Source organism: Xanthomonas chitinilytica (assembly GCF_026107455.2).
GTDB classification, from domain to species: domain Bacteria; phylum Pseudomonadota; class Gammaproteobacteria; order Xanthomonadales; family Xanthomonadaceae; genus Stenotrophomonas; species Stenotrophomonas chitinilytica.
This window is the reverse complement of the sequence record NZ_JAPCHY010000018.1, coordinates 43,354-59,707: the sequence shown is the minus strand read 5'-3', so window position 1 is coordinate 59,707 and position 16,354 is coordinate 43,354. Positions and strand designations below refer to the sequence as shown.

Annotated in this window: 16 protein-coding genes and 1 riboswitch; of the genes, 13 read left to right on the top strand and 3 right to left on the bottom strand. The window is 68.5% G+C overall.

What is annotated here, in order from left to right; genetic code table 11:
* Window positions 1-94 precede the first annotated feature (94 nt).
* Window positions 95-406 (bottom strand): DUF2884 family protein, encoded by a 312-nt coding sequence (locus OK345_RS16720; RefSeq protein ID WP_265155177.1) that lies wholly within the window; start codon window positions 404-406, stop codon window positions 95-97.
* A 273-nt stretch (window positions 407-679) separates the two neighbouring features.
* A riboswitch (cobalamin riboswitch) is annotated at window positions 680-903 on the top strand.
* A gap of 266 nt (window positions 904-1,169) precedes the next feature.
* Between OK345_RS16720 and OK345_RS16715 the strand changes: the two genes are divergently transcribed.
* The 6 genes from OK345_RS16715 (at window position 1,170) to purU (ending at window position 8,308) form a co-directional block, all read left to right on the top strand.
* On the top strand, window positions 1,170-3,479 hold the full coding sequence (locus tag OK345_RS16715; RefSeq protein ID WP_425510983.1) for a ribonucleoside-diphosphate reductase subunit alpha: 2,310 nt from the start codon (window positions 1,170-1,172) through the stop codon (window positions 3,477-3,479).
* Between the two features lie 116 nt (window positions 3,480-3,595).
* The gene (locus OK345_RS16710) at window positions 3,596-4,615 is read left to right on the top strand and encodes a ribonucleotide-diphosphate reductase subunit beta (RefSeq protein WP_265129136.1); all 1,020 of its coding nucleotides are present in this window, start codon (window positions 3,596-3,598) and stop codon (window positions 4,613-4,615) included.
* Between the two features lie 286 nt (window positions 4,616-4,901).
* Entirely contained in the window at window positions 4,902-5,309 is a 408-nt protein-coding gene (locus tag OK345_RS16705) for an acyl-CoA thioesterase (RefSeq protein ID WP_265129135.1), read from the top strand.
* Window positions 5,310-5,317: 8 nt separating this feature from the next.
* Window positions 5,318-6,223: an NAD-dependent protein deacetylase gene (locus OK345_RS16700; RefSeq protein ID WP_425510982.1), complete on the top strand. Its 906-nt coding sequence runs from the start codon at window positions 5,318-5,320 to the stop codon at window positions 6,221-6,223.
* A gap of 73 nt (window positions 6,224-6,296) precedes the next feature.
* Window positions 6,297-7,394 carry an NADH:flavin oxidoreductase/NADH oxidase gene (locus tag OK345_RS16695; protein ID WP_265129133.1) on the top strand — a complete coding sequence of 366 codons (1,098 nt, stop codon included), beginning with the start codon at window positions 6,297-6,299 and terminating at the stop codon, window positions 7,392-7,394.
* A gap of 62 nt (window positions 7,395-7,456) precedes the next feature.
* Window positions 7,457-8,308, top strand: a complete 852-nt coding sequence (purU, locus tag OK345_RS16690; protein WP_265129132.1) for a formyltetrahydrofolate deformylase — start codon at window positions 7,457-7,459, stop codon at window positions 8,306-8,308.
* A gap of 73 nt (window positions 8,309-8,381) precedes the next feature.
* Here purU and OK345_RS16685 read toward each other — a convergent pair whose 3' ends face one another.
* Together OK345_RS16685 and OK345_RS16680 are read right to left on the bottom strand one after the other, a co-directional pair.
* Entirely contained in the window at window positions 8,382-9,011 is a 630-nt protein-coding gene (locus OK345_RS16685; RefSeq protein ID WP_265129131.1) for a nicotinamidase, read from the bottom strand.
* Between the two features lie 277 nt (window positions 9,012-9,288).
* Entirely contained in the window at window positions 9,289-9,846 is a 558-nt protein-coding gene (locus OK345_RS16680) for a TetR/AcrR family transcriptional regulator (RefSeq protein ID WP_265129130.1), read from the bottom strand.
* A 176-nt stretch (window positions 9,847-10,022) separates the two neighbouring features.
* Between OK345_RS16680 and OK345_RS16675 the strand changes: the two genes are divergently transcribed.
* The 7 genes from OK345_RS16675 (at window position 10,023) to OK345_RS16645 (ending at window position 16,257) form a co-directional block, all read left to right on the top strand.
* Entirely contained in the window at window positions 10,023-11,033 is a 1,011-nt protein-coding gene (locus OK345_RS16675; protein WP_265129129.1) for an alpha/beta fold hydrolase, read from the top strand.
* 56 nt (window positions 11,034-11,089) lie between these two features.
* Window positions 11,090-11,569 (top strand): nuclear transport factor 2 family protein, encoded by a 480-nt coding sequence (locus OK345_RS16670; protein ID WP_265129128.1) that lies wholly within the window; start codon window positions 11,090-11,092, stop codon window positions 11,567-11,569.
* Between the two features lie 151 nt (window positions 11,570-11,720).
* Window positions 11,721-12,131 carry a VOC family protein gene (locus OK345_RS16665; protein ID WP_265129127.1) on the top strand — a complete coding sequence of 137 codons (411 nt, stop codon included), beginning with the start codon at window positions 11,721-11,723 and terminating at the stop codon, window positions 12,129-12,131.
* Window positions 12,132-12,422: 291 nt separating this feature from the next.
* A complete protein-coding gene (gene dusA, locus OK345_RS16660) occupies window positions 12,423-13,430 on the top strand; it encodes a tRNA dihydrouridine(20/20a) synthase DusA (RefSeq protein ID WP_265129126.1) in 1,008 nt (335 codons plus the stop codon).
* 232 nt (window positions 13,431-13,662) lie between these two features.
* On the top strand, window positions 13,663-14,049 hold the full coding sequence (locus tag OK345_RS16655) for a hypothetical protein (protein WP_265129125.1): 387 nt from the start codon (window positions 13,663-13,665) through the stop codon (window positions 14,047-14,049).
* Window positions 14,050-14,124: 75 nt separating this feature from the next.
* Window positions 14,125-14,808 carry a response regulator transcription factor gene (locus OK345_RS16650; protein WP_265129124.1) on the top strand — a complete coding sequence of 228 codons (684 nt, stop codon included), beginning with the start codon at window positions 14,125-14,127 and terminating at the stop codon, window positions 14,806-14,808.
* A 27-nt stretch (window positions 14,809-14,835) separates the two neighbouring features.
* Window positions 14,836-16,257: an ATP-binding protein gene (locus tag OK345_RS16645; RefSeq protein WP_265129123.1), complete on the top strand. Its 1,422-nt coding sequence runs from the start codon at window positions 14,836-14,838 to the stop codon at window positions 16,255-16,257.
* The last annotated feature ends 97 nt before the right edge of the window (window positions 16,258-16,354 follow it).

The window sequence follows — 16,354 nt, the reverse complement described above, 5'->3', positions numbered from 1 at the left end:
GCCTCACGCAGGAAGCCGATGATCTGCTCTTCGGAAAAGCGCTTCTTCACGTCCAATCTCCTTACTCTGGGGAATTGGACTCCAGATCGCCGCGCTACTCAAAACCGGGGGGACGTCGCACCGCCGGCATCAGCTGGCGTACGCCGGCCTCCAGCGCCCGCAGGCGCTGCGCGTCGTCGCCGCTCACCGCCTGCATCCGGCCATCGATGCTCAGTTCGCCGTCATGGAAGACGATCTCGCGCGGCAGGGCGTCGTGCCGGCGCAGCCAGATGCCGCCGCCGTCCACCAGGACGTCGTAGTCCGTTCCCACCCCGCAACGGGTCGGGGAGAGCCGTTGCGTCCCGACCTCGCCGGCCTGGGTAACCAAGGGCAGCAGGACCAGCAGGATGGCGGCGAGGCGGCGCATGGGAACTCCCGGGAAGGCGTTGCCGGCACTATCCCCGCGCCGGCGCCCGCCTGGCCTCGCCCGGAAGTCACGGTGACCCGGGTCATGGCTCTGGCGCCAGAGAGGGTGAACAGGTGGCCGGAATGCGGTCTTCCAGGGCGGTCCGGGGCTTGACTGCGCAACCGCTTTGGACGGGGCGCCACGGCCTTGCCGGCGGCCGCCAGGCGGAATCCTTGCGTGCCAAGGCTCAGGCAGGTATCCACAAGATTTGGTGTTGACCCCGCTACATGCCCCCACTATCTTGTGGCTGTCGGTTCTGGCGGTTGCTACCCGCCGGATTAATACGGGAAGCCCGGTGACGCCTTGCGGCGGAGTCCGGCACTGCCCCGCAGCGGTAATAGGGAACGATCCCGCCATCAAGCACTGGGCGCGCCATGCGCCCGGGAAGCGGCGGGTAGGAAAAGGCGGTCGCCTTTGCGCCCTTGAGTCCGAAGACCTGCCGACGACCGCGCGAAGCACACCGCGCGGTGCCGGCCGCGGAATCTCCGGGGGGAGATGGCTGGTGCACAGGAGCCGTTCGCGGGCGTCAGTCCGCGTGTCGCGGCTGCTGCGACACCGCGTCCCCATGCTGTCGATCCGCTGCCGGCCCTGGCACCTGCGAGGGGCAGGCCGCCGCGTGCATCACGCCATGGAGCAAGCCGCCGTGAACCCGATCGAAACATCCCCCGCCGTCGCCCCGGACGAAGCCGGTTTCCTGCTGACCTCGCCGCCCACGGCCACCGCCATGAGCGTCACCAAGCGCAATGGCAGCACCGAACTGGTGGACCTGAACAAGATCGTGCGCGCCGTGCAGCGCTGCTGCGAGGGCCTGCACGCGGTGGACCCGATGCGGGTGGCCACCCGCACCATCTCCGGCCTGTACAACGGCGCCACCACCCAGGAACTGGACGAACTGTCCATCCGCACCGCCGCGCTGCTGATCGGCGAGGAACCCGAATACGGCCGCCTGGCCGCGCGCCTGCTGGCCAACTTCATCGCCAAGGAAGTGTCCGGCCAGGAGATCCACGCCTTCTCGCAGTCGGTCGGCCGCGGCCACGAAGTGGGGCTGATCAACGACCGCCTGCTCGATTTCGTGCAGACCAACGCGCGCAAGCTCAACGACGCCATCGACCCGTCGCTGGACCGGAACTTCGACTACTTCGGCCTGCGCACCCTGTACGACCGCTACCTGCTGCGCCATCCGCACACCCGCAAGGTCATCGAGACCCCGCAGCAGTTCTTCCTGCGCATCGCCAGCGCGCTCAGCGAGGACGTGCCCGAGACCCTGGCGCTGTACAAGCGCATGGGCAACCTGGACTACCTGCCGTCCTCGCCGACGCTGTTCAACTCCGGCACCACCCACGAGCAGCTGTCCTCGTGCTTCCTGCTGGACTCGCCGCAGGATTCGCTGGAATCGATCTACGCCAAGTACGGCGACATCGCCCAGCTGTCCAAGTTCAGCGGCGGCATCGGCGTGAGCTACACCCGCGTGCGTTCGCGCGGTTCGCTGATCAAGTCCACCAACGGCCACTCCAACGGCATCGTGCCGTGGCTGAAGACGCTCGACTCCTCGGTCGCCGCGGTCAACCAGGGCGGCAAGCGCAAGGGCGCGGCCTGCGTGTACCTGGAAACCTGGCACGCCGACATCGAGGACTTCCTCGAACTGCGCGACAACACCGGCGACGAGGCCCGCCGCACCCACAACCTCAACCTGGCCAACTGGGTGCCGGACCTGTTCATGCAGCGGGTGGAGGCCGACCAGGAATGGTCGCTGTTCGATCCGCGCGTGGTGCCCGAATTCACCGATCTTTACGGCGAGGCCTTCGAGCAGGCCTACCTGCAGGCCGAAGCCCAGGGCAAGGCCGCGCGGACCATCCCGGCGCGCAAGCTGTACGCGCGGATGATGCGCACCCTGGCCGAGACCGGCAACGGCTGGATGACCTTCAAGGACAAGTGCAACCGCGCCAGCAACCAGACCCTGCGCCCGGGCAACGTGATCCACCTGTCCAACCTGTGCACCGAGATCCTGGAAGTGACCTCGGCCGAGGAGACCGCGGTGTGCAACCTGGGTTCGATCAACCTGGGCAACCACTTCGACGAGCACGACGAGTTCGACTACGACAAGCTGGCCGAGACCGTGCGCCTGGCCGTGCGCCAGCTCGACCGCGTGATCGACCTGAACTTCTACCCGATCGAGACCGCGCGCCGCGCCAACCTGCGCTGGCGCCCGGTCGGCCTGGGCTGCATGGGCCTGCAGGACGTGTTCTTCCGCAAGCGCCTGCCGTTCGACAGCGCCGAGGCCCGCGCGCTGTCGAAGAGGATCGCCGAGACGATCTACTTCCACGCCCTGGAGACCTCGTGCGAGCTGGCCCAGGAGCGCGGCCGCCATCCGTCCTTCGCCGATACCCGCGCCGCCGCCGGCGAGCTGCAGTTCGACGCCTGGAACGTGGTGCCGGAAGACGGCGAGCGCTGGGACGCGCTGCGCGCCCGCATCAAGCAGCACGGCCTGCGCAACTCGCTGATGATCGCCATCGCCCCGACCGCGACCATCGCCTCGATCGCCGGCTGCTACGAGTGCGTGGAACCGCAGGTGTCCAACCTGTTCAAGCGCGAGACCCTGTCCGGCGACTTCCTGCAGGTCAACCGCTACCTGGTCACCGAACTGAAGAAGCTGGGCCTGTGGACCGCGGAGATGCGCGATGCGATCAAGCTGGCCGAAGGTTCGATCCAGGGCGTGGTGCAGATCCCCGAGGCGCTGCGCCAGGTCTACCGCACCGCGTGGGAACTGCCGATGCGCGCGCTGATCGACATGGCCGCCGACCGCGGCGCGTTCATCGACCAGTCGGCCTCGCTCAACCTGTTCATGGAAAGCCCGAACATCGGCGCCATGTCGTCCATGTACATGTACGCGTGGAAGCAGGGCATCAAGACCACCTACTACCTGCGTTCGCGCCCGGCGACCAGGATCACCAAGACCACCGTGAGCAGCTACACCCCGGTCGACGCGGTGGCCTGCTCGCTGGAAAACCCGGAAGCCTGCGAAGCCTGCCAGTAAGACCTGGAGCGCCGCCGTCCGCATAGCGGATGGCGGCACCTTCCAGCCGGCGACCCTGCCTGCACGCGTACCCATTGCCCCGCGGCGGTGCGCCCGAACCGAAACAAGGAACCCCCATGTCCGACAAGCCCCGTCAGCTGCTGCTCGACCCCGGTTTCGAACTGACCCTGCGGCCGATGCGCTACCCGCAGTTCTACGAGATGTACCGCAACGCCATCAAGAACACCTGGACGGTGGAGGAGATCAACTTCCAGATCGACATCACCGACCTGCACTCGAAGATGTCGCCGGCCGACCGCCACCTGATCCACCGCCTGGTCGCGTTCTTCGCCACCGGCGACTCCATCGTCTCCAACAACCTGGTGCTGAACCTGTACCAGCACCTCAACGCGCCCGAAGCGCGCATGTACCTGTCGCGGCAGCTGTACGAGGAAGCGCTGCACGTGCAGTTCTACCTGACCCTGCTCGACAACTACCTGCCGGACCCGGCCGAGCGCGCCAAGGCGTTCGCCGCGGTGGAGAACATCGACTCGATCAAGAAGAAGGCCGATTTCTGCTTCAAGTGGATCGACTCGATCCAGGATCTGCGCCGCATCGAGACCCGCGAGCAGCGCCGCCAGTTCCTGCTCAACCAGATCTGCTTCGCCGCCTGCATCGAGGGGCTGTTCTTCTTCGCCGCGTTCGCCTACGTGTACTACTACCGCTCGCGCGGCCTGCTGCCGGGCCTGGCCTCGGGCACCAACTGGGTGTTCCGCGACGAGAGCTGCCACATGGAGTTCGCGTTCGAGTCGGTACGCCAGGTGCGCGAGGAGGAGCCGGACCTGTTCGACGAGGAAATGAAGCAGCAGGTCTACGCCATGCTGGCCGAGGCGATCGAGTGCGAGGTGCAGTTCGCCGAGGACGTGCTGTCCGGCGGCGTGGCCGGCATCTCCACCCGCGACATGCGCCAGTACCTGCAGCACTGCGCCGACAACCATTTCCAGAAGCTGGGCATGGAGAAGAAGTACAACGTGCGCAACCCGCTGCCGTTCATGGAACTGCAGGACGTGCAGGAGCTGACCAACTTCTTCGAGCGCCGCGTCTCGGCCTACCAGGTCGGCGTGCAGGGCGAAGTGTCCTTCGACATGTCGTTCTGACCGCCTGACGGAGCCTGTTCCCCTCGCTCCGCTGCCCCGGAAGCGAGGGGACTCCGACAGGGCCGCAATGCCCCCTGTAGGGGCCACCTAGCGTCGCCCCGGCAGGATGCGCCGGGCTCCCGGCCTTCCGCGAACAGCGGCGGCTCACGGGTTCCCCGCAATGGCGGAACTCCACAGGCGCCGCCCGATGAACGCGACCGGCGTGCCGCCGCGGCTACGCGGCATACACCGGCCGCACAGCTGGCCGGACGTATCATCCAGCCCACCTTCGCAGGCCGATGCCGCCATGACCCCGATCCCCCAGAACGATCCGCCCACCGAAGTCCGCATGGCCGAGATCGTGTTCCCCAACCACACCAACCACATGGGCACGCTGTTCGGCGGCCAGGCGCTGGCGTGGATGGACAAGGCCGCGTTCCTCGCCGCCGCCCGCTTCTCGCGCCGCACCGTGGTGACCGCGCGCTCGGACCAGGTCGACTTCAAGCTGCCGATCCGCGTCGGCGACATGGTCGAGACCATCGGCCGCATCGTGAAGGTCGGCAACAGCTCGATGACCGTGGAGGTCGAACTGGTCGCCGAGGACCTGCACAGCGGCGAGCGCAAGCTGTGCACCCGCGGCCACTTCGTGATGATCGCGCTGGGCGACGACGGCCACCCGGTGGGCGTGCCGCGGCTGCCCGGCGCCGGCGACTGAGCACGTCGATGCCGGAGCCTGCCGTGCGTGCTGACCTGCTGCAGGAGTTCATCGACCGCCACCGGCGGCTGTTCGTGCTCACCGGCGCCGGCTGCAGCACCGCTTCGGGCATTCCGGACTACCGCGATGCCGATGGCCAATGGAAGCGCACGCCGCCGGTGGACTACCAGGCCTTCATGCGCGACCCGGCGACCCGGCAGCGCTACTGGGCGCGCAGCCTGCTGGGCTGGCCGCGCTTCGGCCAGGCGCGCCCCAACGCCACGCATCGGGCGCTGGCGCAGCTGGAGGCGCGCGGCCGGGTACAGCTGCTGCTGACCCAGAACGTGGACCGGCTGCACCAGGCCGCCGGCAGCCGCGAGGTGATCGACCTGCACGGGCGGCTGGACCGGGTGCGCTGCATGGGCTGCGAACGGCGCGGCGGCCGCGAGGCGTTCCAGCAGCGCCTGCTCGACGCCAACCCCGGCTGGGACCGGTTGCAGGCCGGGACCGCGCCCGACGGCGACGCCGATCTGGAGGCCGATTTCTCCGGCTTCCGGGTGCCGGCCTGCGAACACTGCGGCGGCGTGCTGAAGCCGGACGTGGTGTTCTTCGGCGAGAACGTGCCGCGCGAGCGGGTGGCGGCGATCCACGACCACCTGCAACGGGCCGACGCGGTGCTGGTGGTCGGCTCGTCGCTGATGGTGTGGTCAGGCTTCCGCTTCGTGCGCGCCGCCGCGCAGGCCGGGCTGCCGGTGGCGGCGGTGAACCGGGGGCGTACCCGCGGCGACGATCTGCTGTCGTTGAAGGTGGAAGCCGACTGCGCCGCGGCGCTGGGCTTCCTGCTGCCCGCGCCGGATCCGGCCGCGGCACCGCCGCCGCACCGACCGCTCGGGCCGGAGGAGCCGCCCGCCGCCTCCACCGCCGCGAAACTGTGATCCACCGGCGCGGTTGTTCCGCGCCCGGCGACGCAGTGCAATGGCCGTCCTCCCCCGTCAGTGCAGGTTTCCCTTGAGCCAGCTTTTCACCCCGGTCCGCTTCGGTCCGCTGTCGCTTCCCAACCGCATCGTCATCGCGCCGATGTGCCAGTACTCCGCCGTGGACGGGCGCGCGAGCGACTGGCACGCCCAGCACCTGGGCACGCTGGCGCAGTCCGGCGCCGGCCTGCTGATCCTCGAAGCAGCCGCGGTCGAGCCGCGCGGACGCATCAGCTGGGCCGACCTGGGGCTGTGGGACGATGCCACCGAGGCCGCGCTGGGCGAGGTCCTGGCATCGGTGCGGCGCTGGTCGCCGATGGCGCTGGGCATCCAGCTCGCCCATGCCGGGCGCAAGGCCTCCACCGAACGGCCGTGGGACGGCGGCGGCGCCATCGCGCCGACCGCCGAACACGGCTGGCAGACGCTGTCGGCATCGGCCAGCGGCTATCTGGACAGCGATCCGCCGCCGCAGGCGCTGGACGTCGCCGGCATCGATGCGGTGGTCGAGGCGTTCGTCGCCGCCGCGCGTCGCGCCGAGCGGCTGGGGCTGGAGCTGATCGAGATCCATGCCGCCCACGGTTACCTGCTGCACCAGTTCCTGTCGCCGCTGAGCAACCGGCGCGACGACGAGTACGGCGGCTCGCTGGAGAACCGCATGCGCCTGGCCCTGCGCGTGTTCGAGGCGGTGCGCGCGGCCGTGTCGGACACGCTGGCGGTGGGCGTGCGCATTTCCGCCACCGACTGGGTGGACGGCGGCTGGGACCTGGCGCAGAGCATCGAGCTGGCGCGCGCGCTCGACGCGCGCGGCTGCCACTTCATCCACGTCTCCAGCGGCGGGCTCGACCCGCGCCAGCAGATCCCGGTGCAACCCGGCTACCAGGTGCCGTTCGCCGAGGCGATCAAGGCGCAGGTGGCGATGCCGGTGATCGCGGTGGGCCTGATCACCGCCCCGGAGCAGGCCGAGGCCATCCTCGCCGAAGGCCGCGCCGATGCCATCGCCCTGGCCCGCGGCATCCTCTACGACCCGCGCTGGCCGTGGCATGCCGCCGCCGCGCTGGGCGCCACGCTGGCGCCGGCACCGCAATACCTGCGCTGCGAACCGCACGAGGCCCGCGGCGTGTTCGCGCGCTGAGGGTTGGTTTCAGTTGACAGCATGGCGCACGCCGGCCGGGGCTTTCCACTAGCATTGGCCGGATGCGCCACGACTTCATCCTGACCCTGTCCTGCCCGGATCGCACCGGCATCGTCTACCACGTCTCCGGGCTGCTGTACGAGCTGGGCTGCAACATCCTCGACTCGCAGCAGTTCGGCGACGAGGAAAGCGGCCTGTTCTTCCTGCGCGTGCATTTCGACCTGGCGCAGCCTGCGGCCATCGCCCAGGTGGAGGCGCGCTTCGCCGGCCTGGCCGAGCGCTTCGCGATGACCTGGCAGCTGCACGACGCCCGCCGCCGCGCGCGCCTGCTGGTGCTGGTCAGCAAGCAGGGCCACTGCCTCAACGACCTGCTGTTCCGCGCGCACAGCCGCCAGCTGAAGGTCGACATCGCCGCGGTGGCATCCAACCACGGCGACTTCGCCGCGCTCGCCGGCTCCTACGGCGTTCCCTTCCACCACCTGCCGGTCAGCGCGGAAAACCGCGCCCAGCAGGAGCGGCAGATCCTCGACCTGGTCGAGCGCGAGAACATCGACCTGGTGGTGCTGGCGCGCTACATGCAGATCCTCTCGCCGCAGCTGTGCCAGGCGTTGGCCGGGCGCGCGATCAACATCCACCACAGCTTCCTGCCCAGCTTCAAGGGCGCCCAGCCGTACCACCAGGCGCACGCGCGCGGGGTCAAGATCATCGGCGCCACCGCCCACTACGTCACCAGCGACCTGGACGAAGGCCCGATCATCGAGCAGGACGTGGCCCGGGTGGATCACGCGATGACCCCGCGCGACCTGGTGCAGCTGGGCAGCGACACCGAATCGCTGGTGCTCGCCCGCGCGGTGCGGCGCCATGTCGAACACCGCATCCTGCTCAACGGCCACCGCACGGTGGTGTTCCGCTGACGGGCGGGAGCGGGCGGGATGCGGCGGGAAGCGATCGAGGAAGCGAGGCTGGCAGTCGCGCTTCCCCGATAGGTCACGCCTCGAGGTCGATGCCGGCTTCGGCCAAGGCCAGGCGCGTGGCCCGGTCGCTGTCCGGCGACACCGGCCGGGTCAGGTCCCACAGGAAGCGCACCCGGAAGCCGGCTTCGGCCGCGTCCTGCGCGGTCCACAGCACGCAGTAGTCGCGCGCCAGCCCGCACACGTGCACCTCGGCGATGCCGCGTTCGCGCAGCCAGCCGCCCAGCCCGGTGGCCGGGCGGGCGCCGCCGGGGCCGTGGTTCTCGCGGAAGCCGCTGTAGGAGTCGACCTGCGGGTTGGTGCCCTTGCGCAGCACCAGGTCGGCGGCCGACCAGTCCACCCGCTTGTCCAGCGCCGCGCCGGGCGTGCCCTGCACGCAATGGTCCGGCCACAGCGTCTGCGGCTGGCCATGCAACTCGATCGTCTCGAACGGCCGACGGCCGGGATGGCTGCCGGCGAACGAGGCATGCCCGGGCGGGTGCCAGTCCTGGGTGGCGACGACCGTGCGATAGCGCCGAGAACGCAGCAACGTGTCGATATCGGCAACGATCGCGTCGCCTTCGTGGCAGGGAAGGGCGCCGCCGGGCATGAAGTCCGGCTGCAGGTCGACCACGATCAGGGCAACATCATCGGCAACGGTGTTCATCGGCAGACTCGACGCGGGGAGGCCCAGTCTACCGGGCTGCCTGCGGCCCGGCCGCACCACCGCAAGGGCGCGACCGCGACGGCGCCATCACGCGCCTCACTGCGGCTCCGGGCATCGCCCGTCCGCCGTCAGTACCGCCGGCGTACAGGGGATCGGGCGCAGGAAAGCCGGGTAGTCCGCCGACCGCACGACGCACGCGCGGGAGTTCGCATGCTTCGTCGATGCGGGGCAGCGCAGCCCCCCTGCTCCGGAGCACCCATGCATGCGCGACAGCCGCTCAGCCCAGAAGGTGCTGCGGCAACTCATTGAGAACGCGCCGAAAAGGCGCGGGATCATTCAGCCCTCGCGACAGGATGAGCGCGCCTTCGATGCGGACGACGGCATCTTCCGCGCGCCGCGTCGCCTCTTGCTCCGGAATTCCCATTTTCATGCTGAGCGCGGCGAAACCTTCGATCCAGCGGGCGAATGCCGCAGCGAGGCGCTCCTGGAACATTGGACGCGCTTCCCCGACGACGAAATTCCCGAACAGGCAAGGCTCCATGCCGCCCGCGAAGAAGGCATCCAGGGCCTCGATGACCGTGTCCAGGCGCTTCCCCGGCTCTTCCGAATCCTTGAGTGGCGCAAACAACTGATCGGCGCACCATGCGTCGACCCGGTCGAACACCGCATGGGCCATTTCTTCCTTCCCGCCCGGGAAGTGGTGGTACAGGCTTGACCGCCCTAGACCTGTCTCCTTCGAGAGCTGCCCCAGCGAGGCGGCGTCGTATCCGTGTTCGCGGAAAGCGGTCAACAGGCGGCTGACAACCGCATCGGGCGGGAGTTGGGAGGCTGGCATGGGAAGACTGTACGTACCGTTCGGTCCAGTGGGGACGGGAAGTGTCCCACTTTTTGCGCCGCCGGAGCCAACGCTGTGTTTCGGCAATGGAGCTGACCGGTGGATTGACGGGAGAAGCCGGGCCTCATACTGTACCGAACGTTCGGTATAGCGAACCTTCCCTACTGGAGTCCACCATGAACCCGATCCGACGACGCCCTCTGGCTTCCTCCTTGCCCAGGCGCTTTGCCGTCCTGGCGACGCTGGCGGCCGCAGTTCTGGCCTTGCCTGCCCAGGCCGCGGTCACCGACGAAAGCCGGCCTTCGCATGCAGTCGACGCCGACCATACGAGACAGGTCCACTACCGGCGCATCACCGTACAGGGCACCGAGTTGTTCTACCGGGAAGCGGGCCCGCAGGGGGCCCCGGTGCTGCTTCTCCTGCATGGGTTCCCCACCTCCAGCCAGATGTTCCGCGATCTCATCCCGCGGCTGGCAGACCGCTATCACGTGATCGCTCCGGACTACCCCGGCTTTGGGCAGAGCGCCGCCCCCTCCCCAAGCCAGTTCGCATACACCTTCGACCATCTCGCTACGCTGATCGATGGGTTTGCGCGCGAACTCCGCCTTGACCGCTACGCGCTCTATGTCATGGATTACGGCGCACCGGTCGGATTCCGCCTGGCGACGCAGCACCCCGAGCGCGTCTCGGCCCTGATCGTGCAGAACGGCAATGCCTACGCAGAAGGCATCGGTGAGTTCTGGGACCCGATCAAGGCGCTGTGGCGAGACAACAGCCCGGCGAATCGCGAGGTCATCCGCAACGCCGCGCTGACGCTGGAGGGGACCCGGTGGCAGTACCTCCATGGCGTGCGGGACCCAAGCCTGGTCAGCCCCGACGCCTACATCCTCGATCAAGCCTATCTGGATCGCCCCGGCAACACCGAAATACAGCTTGCGCTGATCCACGACTACCAATCCAACCTGCCCCGGTACCCGGAATGGCAGGCGTACTTCCGCAAGCATCGTCCGCCCACGCTGGTGGTCTGGGGGAAAAACGACGAGATCTTCCTGGCTGCCGGCGCCGAGCCCTATCGCCGGGACAACCCCCAGGCCGAAGTCCACCTGCTGGATACGGGCCACTTCGCCCTGGAGACACATGGCAGCGAGATCGCCACGCTGATCCGCGAGTTCCTGCGGAAACTCTGACCCGTGCGGCGCCCTGCAATGAGCGGGGCGCCATCCTCCGTTCCCAAGGAAGCCCGATGAATCCCGACAATACCCGTGTCCTGCTGCCTCCCTTCACCGCCGAGAGCGCCGTGGAGAAGGTGCGCGCCGCAGAAGACGCCTGGAATACCCAGGATCCTCCACGTATCGCCAAGGCCTATACGGAGGATAGCCAGTGGCGGAACCGTTCCGACTTCCTGCGCGGCCGCGGCGAGATCATCGACTTCCTCACACGGAAATGGAATCGGGAGATCGACTATCGCCTGGTCAAGGAGCTGTGGGCCGTTTCCGGCGATCGCATCGCGGTACGTTTCGCCTACGAATGGCACGACGAATCGGGCCAGTGGTTCCGCTCCTACGGGAACGAAAACTGGGAATTCGACGAACGTGGCTTGATGCGAACACGCCATGCATCGATCAACGACGTACCCATCAGCGACTCGGAACGAAGGTTCTTCTGGGCCTCGAAGACCTCCCGTCCGCATGGAGCGCCCGGTCTGAGCGATCTGGGCCTGTGATGGAAACCGGATCGACAGGGGTGTCCCGGGAATCCACGGCAGTACCTGCCGGGGCAATCGCGCTGTCCCGGATGGAGAGCCTGGACAACCGGGACGCCGCGGCCGGCAAGCCATGGCCGTCCAGCCGGGACGACCTGCTTCGGAGAAACCGGTGAGCAAGCCACTGACGTGTGGAATACATCACGTGGGCCTGGCAGTGCCCGATCTCGAGGCCGCACAGGAATTCTTCTGTGGCGTTCTTGGCTGGATTGAGGTCGGGAGGAACGAGTCCTATCCGATGGTGGCCGTATCTGACGGGAGTACAAGGCTCACGCTTTGGCGGGTCGCCGACCCCGAAGCTGCGGTCGCGTTCAATCGTCGTACCAACATCGGGCTCCACCACCTGGCGCTCGCAGTCGAAGATGATGCTGCCCTCGCCGTCGCCCATGAGCGGGTGCTCTCGCATCCGGGAGTGACCATTGAGTTTCCACCCGGGCCGGTGCGTCGCGGATCGCCCGCCAATCACTTCATATGCGCAATGCCAGGCGGCGTTCGCATAGAGTTTGCGACGCGTCGGAATTGAGCCATCGCGCACCTGATGCTACGGATGTTGTCGTGCGTGCAGTGGCCGGCAAGGGCAGCCAACGGCCCGGCCTTTCGTCCATGGCGGCGGACAAGGCAACTACGGAAAGGGCACGAGTCGGTCGGTATGGCGTGCCGCGACTCCAGGCCGGGAAGCCCCTGCGCGGCATGGCCCCCGCCGGCGTCGGCCATGAAAGGGAAGGCGCGATCGGGCCCGCTTTTCAGCGCTGGGGCCATTCGACGTGGTGCCGATGACGCGCGACAATGCACGTCTCGCTTATCCGTTGCCGTCATGCCTGCCGCAGGATCCGACCCATATACCGCCTCCCTGCGCCTGTCCGTCGCGCCGATGATGGACTGGACGGACCGCCATTGCCGGGTGTTCCATCGGCTGCTGGCGCCCGGTGCGCGGCTGTATACCGAGATGGTGCATGCCAATGCGGTGATCCACGGCGACCGCGAGCGCCTGCTCGGCTTCGACGCCAGCGAGCATCCGCTGGCGCTGCAACTGGGCGGCAGCGAACCGGCGCTGCTGGCGCAGGCCGCGCGCATCGCCGCCGACCAGGGCTACGACGAGATCAACCTCAACTGCGGCTGCCCGTCCGACCGGGTGCAGGCCGGGCGTTTCGGCGCCTGCCTGATGCGCGAGCCGGAGCTGGTGGGCGAATGCGTGGCGGCGATGGCGGCGGCGGTGGACATCCCGGTCACGGTGAAATGCCGGCTGGGCGTCGATGAGGACAACGATTACGACGCCTTCGCCGCCTTCGTCGATCGCCAGGTGCAGGCCGGGGCGGCGATGGTGGTGGTGCATGCCCGCAACGCCTGGCTCAAGGGCCTGTCGCCCAAGGAGAACCGGGAGATCCCGCCGCTGCGCTACGACTGGGCCTACCGCCTGAAGCAGGAGCGGCCCTCGCTGCCGGTGGTGCTCAACGGCGGCATCGCCACGGTGCAGGCCGCCCAGGAACACATGCAGAAGCTGGACGGGGTGATGCTGGGCCGTGCCGCCTACCACGATCCCTACGTGCTGCATGCGCTGGAATCGGCGCAGACCGGGATGCCGCTGCAGTCGCGCGAGCAGCTGCTGCAGGCGCTGCGGCCCTACGTCGAGGCGCAGCTGGCGTCCGGGCTGGCGCTCAAGCACATCGCCCGGCACGTGTTGGGGCTGTACCACGGGCAGCCCGGTGGCCGCGGTTTCCGGCAGGTGCTCAGCGAGGGCGCACACCGGCCCGGCGCCGGTTGGGAACTGGTCGAACGGGCGCTGCAGGTCACCCGCGAACAGGCCGCGCGCGTCGCCGCCTGAACGCGCCCGGAGGCAAAAACGGTCCGGCAAGGCGACGGACATGGACCGTACGCTGGCGGCTGGAATCGGTTATCTTGCTGAACGACGCCCCAGTACGGCCGGAAGAGTTCAGATCGGATTCACCCCTAAAAATCAAGAATTTGCCTCGGTTTCGTGAGGTTCGCGGAAGTTTCCGGAGTCTCGGGTTTCACGAGTTTTGAACGTCTTGCCGCAGTTCGTTAGGATCAGACCGATGCTTTCCGTTGCCCGCCACCGCCGAGCCTCCATTGTCGCCCTGATGGCGCTCGTCGTCGGCGTGGGCGTGGTTCCGTCGGCTTCGGCCCAGAACAACGGTGGCGCGGACCAGGCGCGTCCCGCCGATGCGGCCGCGGCCCGCGGCGCCCGGGCGCAGGCGCCGGAGCGCTCGCTGTCCGATGCGGTGCGCCGGGTACAACGCACCACCGGGGGGCGCATCCTCGGCGCCGAGCGGGTGCCGTTCGACGGCCGCGACATCAACCGCGTCAAATACATGGACGACCGCGGCCGGGTCCGCTACATGGACGACCCGTCACCCACCCGCAGCACGCCGCGGGCGCCGCGCAACGCCGATGCGCCGCCACGACACGGCGATAACCCCTGAGCGCCGATAGTCGTTCACGGTAACCTGCATACACCGGCTGGCCGCAGGCTGGCCCAGAGCAACTAGGGAGAGTTCATGCGTATCCTTCTGGTCGAAGACGAAGCCCCGCTGCGGGAAACCCTGGCGGCCCGCCTCAAGCGCGAAGGCTTTGCGGTCGATGCCGCCCAGGACGGCGAGGAAGGCCTGTACATGGGCCGCGAGGTGCCGTTCGATGTCGGCATCATCGACCTGGGCCTGCCGAAGATGTCGGGCATGGAGCTGATCCGTGCGCTGCGCGACGAGGGCAAGAAGTTCCCGGTGCTGATCCTGACCGCGCGTTCGAGCTGGCAGGACAAGGTCGAGGGCCTGAAGCAGGGCGCCGACGACTACCTGGTCAAGCCGTTCCACGTCGAGGAGCTGCTGGCCCGCGTCAACGCGCTGCTGCGCCGTGCCGCCGGCTGGAGCAAGCCGACGCTCGAGTGCGGACCGGTGGCGCTGGACTTGGCCGCGCAGACGGTCAGCGTCAACGGCAGCAACGTCGACCTGACCAGCTACGAGTACAAGGTGCTCGAGTACCTGATGATGCATGCCGGCGAACTGGTCTCCAAGGCCGATCTGACCGAGCACATCTACCAGCAGGACTTCGACCGCGACTCGAACGTGCTGGAAGTGTTCATCGGCCGCCTGCGCAAGAAGCTGGACCCGGACGGCGAGCTCAAGCCGATCGAGACCGTGCGCGGCCGCGGCTATCGTTTCGCGATCCCGCGCAACGAGGGCTGAGCCTCCGGCAGGGACGATCGCAGCGTAGTGGGCCGTCTGAGGCTATTCCGGCGTTGGCGGCCGCGCTCGTTGCAGGCGCGCCAGCTGCTGGCCGCCAGCGTGGGCCTGGTGGCGTTCCTGGCGTTGGCCGGCTATGCGCTGGATGCAGCGTTCGCCGATACCGCCCGCGCCAACCTGCGCGAGCGCCTGAAGAACTATGCCACCGCCTATGCCGGTGGCATCGATTTCACCCGCGACCGCTCGCTGTACATCCGCGAGCAGCCGCCGGATCCCCGTTTCGACGTGCCCGGCAGCGGTCTGTACCTGCAGGTGGTGATGCCCGGCGGCCACGGCAACTCGATGTCGGCCGAGGGCCCGATCCTGCCCGAGGCCAGCGGCCGCATGCTGCAGCCGCGGCAGGAAGTGTTCGAAGGGCCGCTGGCCATGACCCAGATCGACGGCAGTCCCGGTGCGGTCTACCGCTACGGGATGGGCTTGGTCTGGGGCGGCGACGGCCTGCCGGAAGCCGAATTCCCCTACACCATCTACGTGATGGAGGACTCGCGCGCGCTGGGTGCGCAGCTGCGCGTGTTCCGCGGCGCGGTGTGGTTCTACCTGGGCGGCGCCGGCCTGATCCTGCTGCTGCTGCAGACGGTGATCCTGCAGTGGAGCCTGCGGCCGATGCGGCGCGTGATCAACGAGCTGACCAAGGTGCAGCGCGGCGAGAGCGAGCGCATGAGCGAGCACCACCCGCGCGAACTGGAGCCGCTCACCGAGAGCATCAACGCCCTCATCGAGAGCGAGCGCGAGAACCTGGATCGCCAGCGCAACACCCTGGCCGACCTGGCGCACAGCCTGAAGACGCCGCTGGCGGTGCTGCGCACGCAGCTGGACAGCGGCTCCAACGACGGCGAGCTGCGCGAGGAACTGGACGTGCAGCTGCGACGCATGAACAACCTGGTGTCCTACCAGCTGGCACGCGCGGCCTCCGGCGGCCACAAGCTGTTCGCCGCGCCGGTGCCGATCGAGTCCACCGCCGAGGAGATCGTGCGCGGGCTGGAGAAGGTCTACGCCGCCAAGGGCGTGCTGTGCGAGTTCGAGGTCGACCCGGCCGCGCGCTTCCACGGCGAGCCCGGCGACCTGCAGGAACTGCTGGGCAACCTGCTGGAGAACGCCTTCAAGTGGGCGCGCCGGCGCGTGCTGCTGACCGCGCGCGCCTGCCCGGCCGCGGGCAGCCGCCGCGCCGGGCTGGAGCTGGCGGTGGACGATGACGGCCCGGGCATCGCCGCGGACGATATCGGCAAGGTACTGCAGCGCGGCGTGCGCGGCGACGAGCGGGTGCAGGGCCACGGCATCGGCCTGTCGATCGTGCAGGACCTGATCAAGGACTATCGCGGCGAACTGCAGGTCAAGCGTTCGTCCGAACTGGGCGGTGCGCGTTTCGAGGTCAAGCTGCCGCCGGGGTTGTAGGCGCCGGCGTGTTTCCGCGGGCCGTTCGCGGGAGCGCCCGCGCATGGTCCGGGGCCAGCGGCTGTGGCCGCTTCGGACCTTCCAGGAAATGCCGCTC

What these genes read in the sequence shown, in the direction of transcription:
- OK345_RS16720 (WP_265155177.1), bottom strand. Translation starts at nt 406, where the DNA reads ATGCGCCGCCTCGCCGCCATCCTGCTGGTCCTGCTGCCCTTGGTTACC.
- OK345_RS16715 (WP_425510983.1), top strand. Translation starts at nt 1,170, where the DNA reads ATGAGCGTCACCAAGCGCAATGGCAGCACCGAACTGGTGGACCTGAAC.
- OK345_RS16710 (WP_265129136.1), top strand. Translation starts at nt 3,596, where the DNA reads ATGTCCGACAAGCCCCGTCAGCTGCTGCTCGACCCCGGTTTCGAACTG.
- OK345_RS16705 (WP_265129135.1), top strand. Translation starts at nt 4,902, where the DNA reads ATGACCCCGATCCCCCAGAACGATCCGCCCACCGAAGTCCGCATGGCC.
- OK345_RS16700 (WP_425510982.1), top strand. Translation starts at nt 5,318, where the DNA reads ATGCCGGAGCCTGCCGTGCGTGCTGACCTGCTGCAGGAGTTCATCGAC.
- purU (WP_265129132.1), top strand. Translation starts at nt 7,457, where the DNA reads ATGCGCCACGACTTCATCCTGACCCTGTCCTGCCCGGATCGCACCGGC.
- OK345_RS16685 (WP_265129131.1), bottom strand. Translation starts at nt 9,011, where the DNA reads ATGAACACCGTTGCCGATGATGTTGCCCTGATCGTGGTCGACCTGCAG.
- OK345_RS16680 (WP_265129130.1), bottom strand. Translation starts at nt 9,846, where the DNA reads ATGCCAGCCTCCCAACTCCCGCCCGATGCGGTTGTCAGCCGCCTGTTG.
- OK345_RS16675 (WP_265129129.1), top strand. Translation starts at nt 10,023, where the DNA reads ATGAACCCGATCCGACGACGCCCTCTGGCTTCCTCCTTGCCCAGGCGC.
- OK345_RS16670 (WP_265129128.1), top strand. Translation starts at nt 11,090, where the DNA reads ATGAATCCCGACAATACCCGTGTCCTGCTGCCTCCCTTCACCGCCGAG.
- dusA (WP_265129126.1), top strand. Translation starts at nt 12,423, where the DNA reads ATGCCTGCCGCAGGATCCGACCCATATACCGCCTCCCTGCGCCTGTCC.
- OK345_RS16655 (WP_265129125.1), top strand. Translation starts at nt 13,663, where the DNA reads ATGCTTTCCGTTGCCCGCCACCGCCGAGCCTCCATTGTCGCCCTGATG.
- OK345_RS16650 (WP_265129124.1), top strand. Translation starts at nt 14,125, where the DNA reads ATGCGTATCCTTCTGGTCGAAGACGAAGCCCCGCTGCGGGAAACCCTG.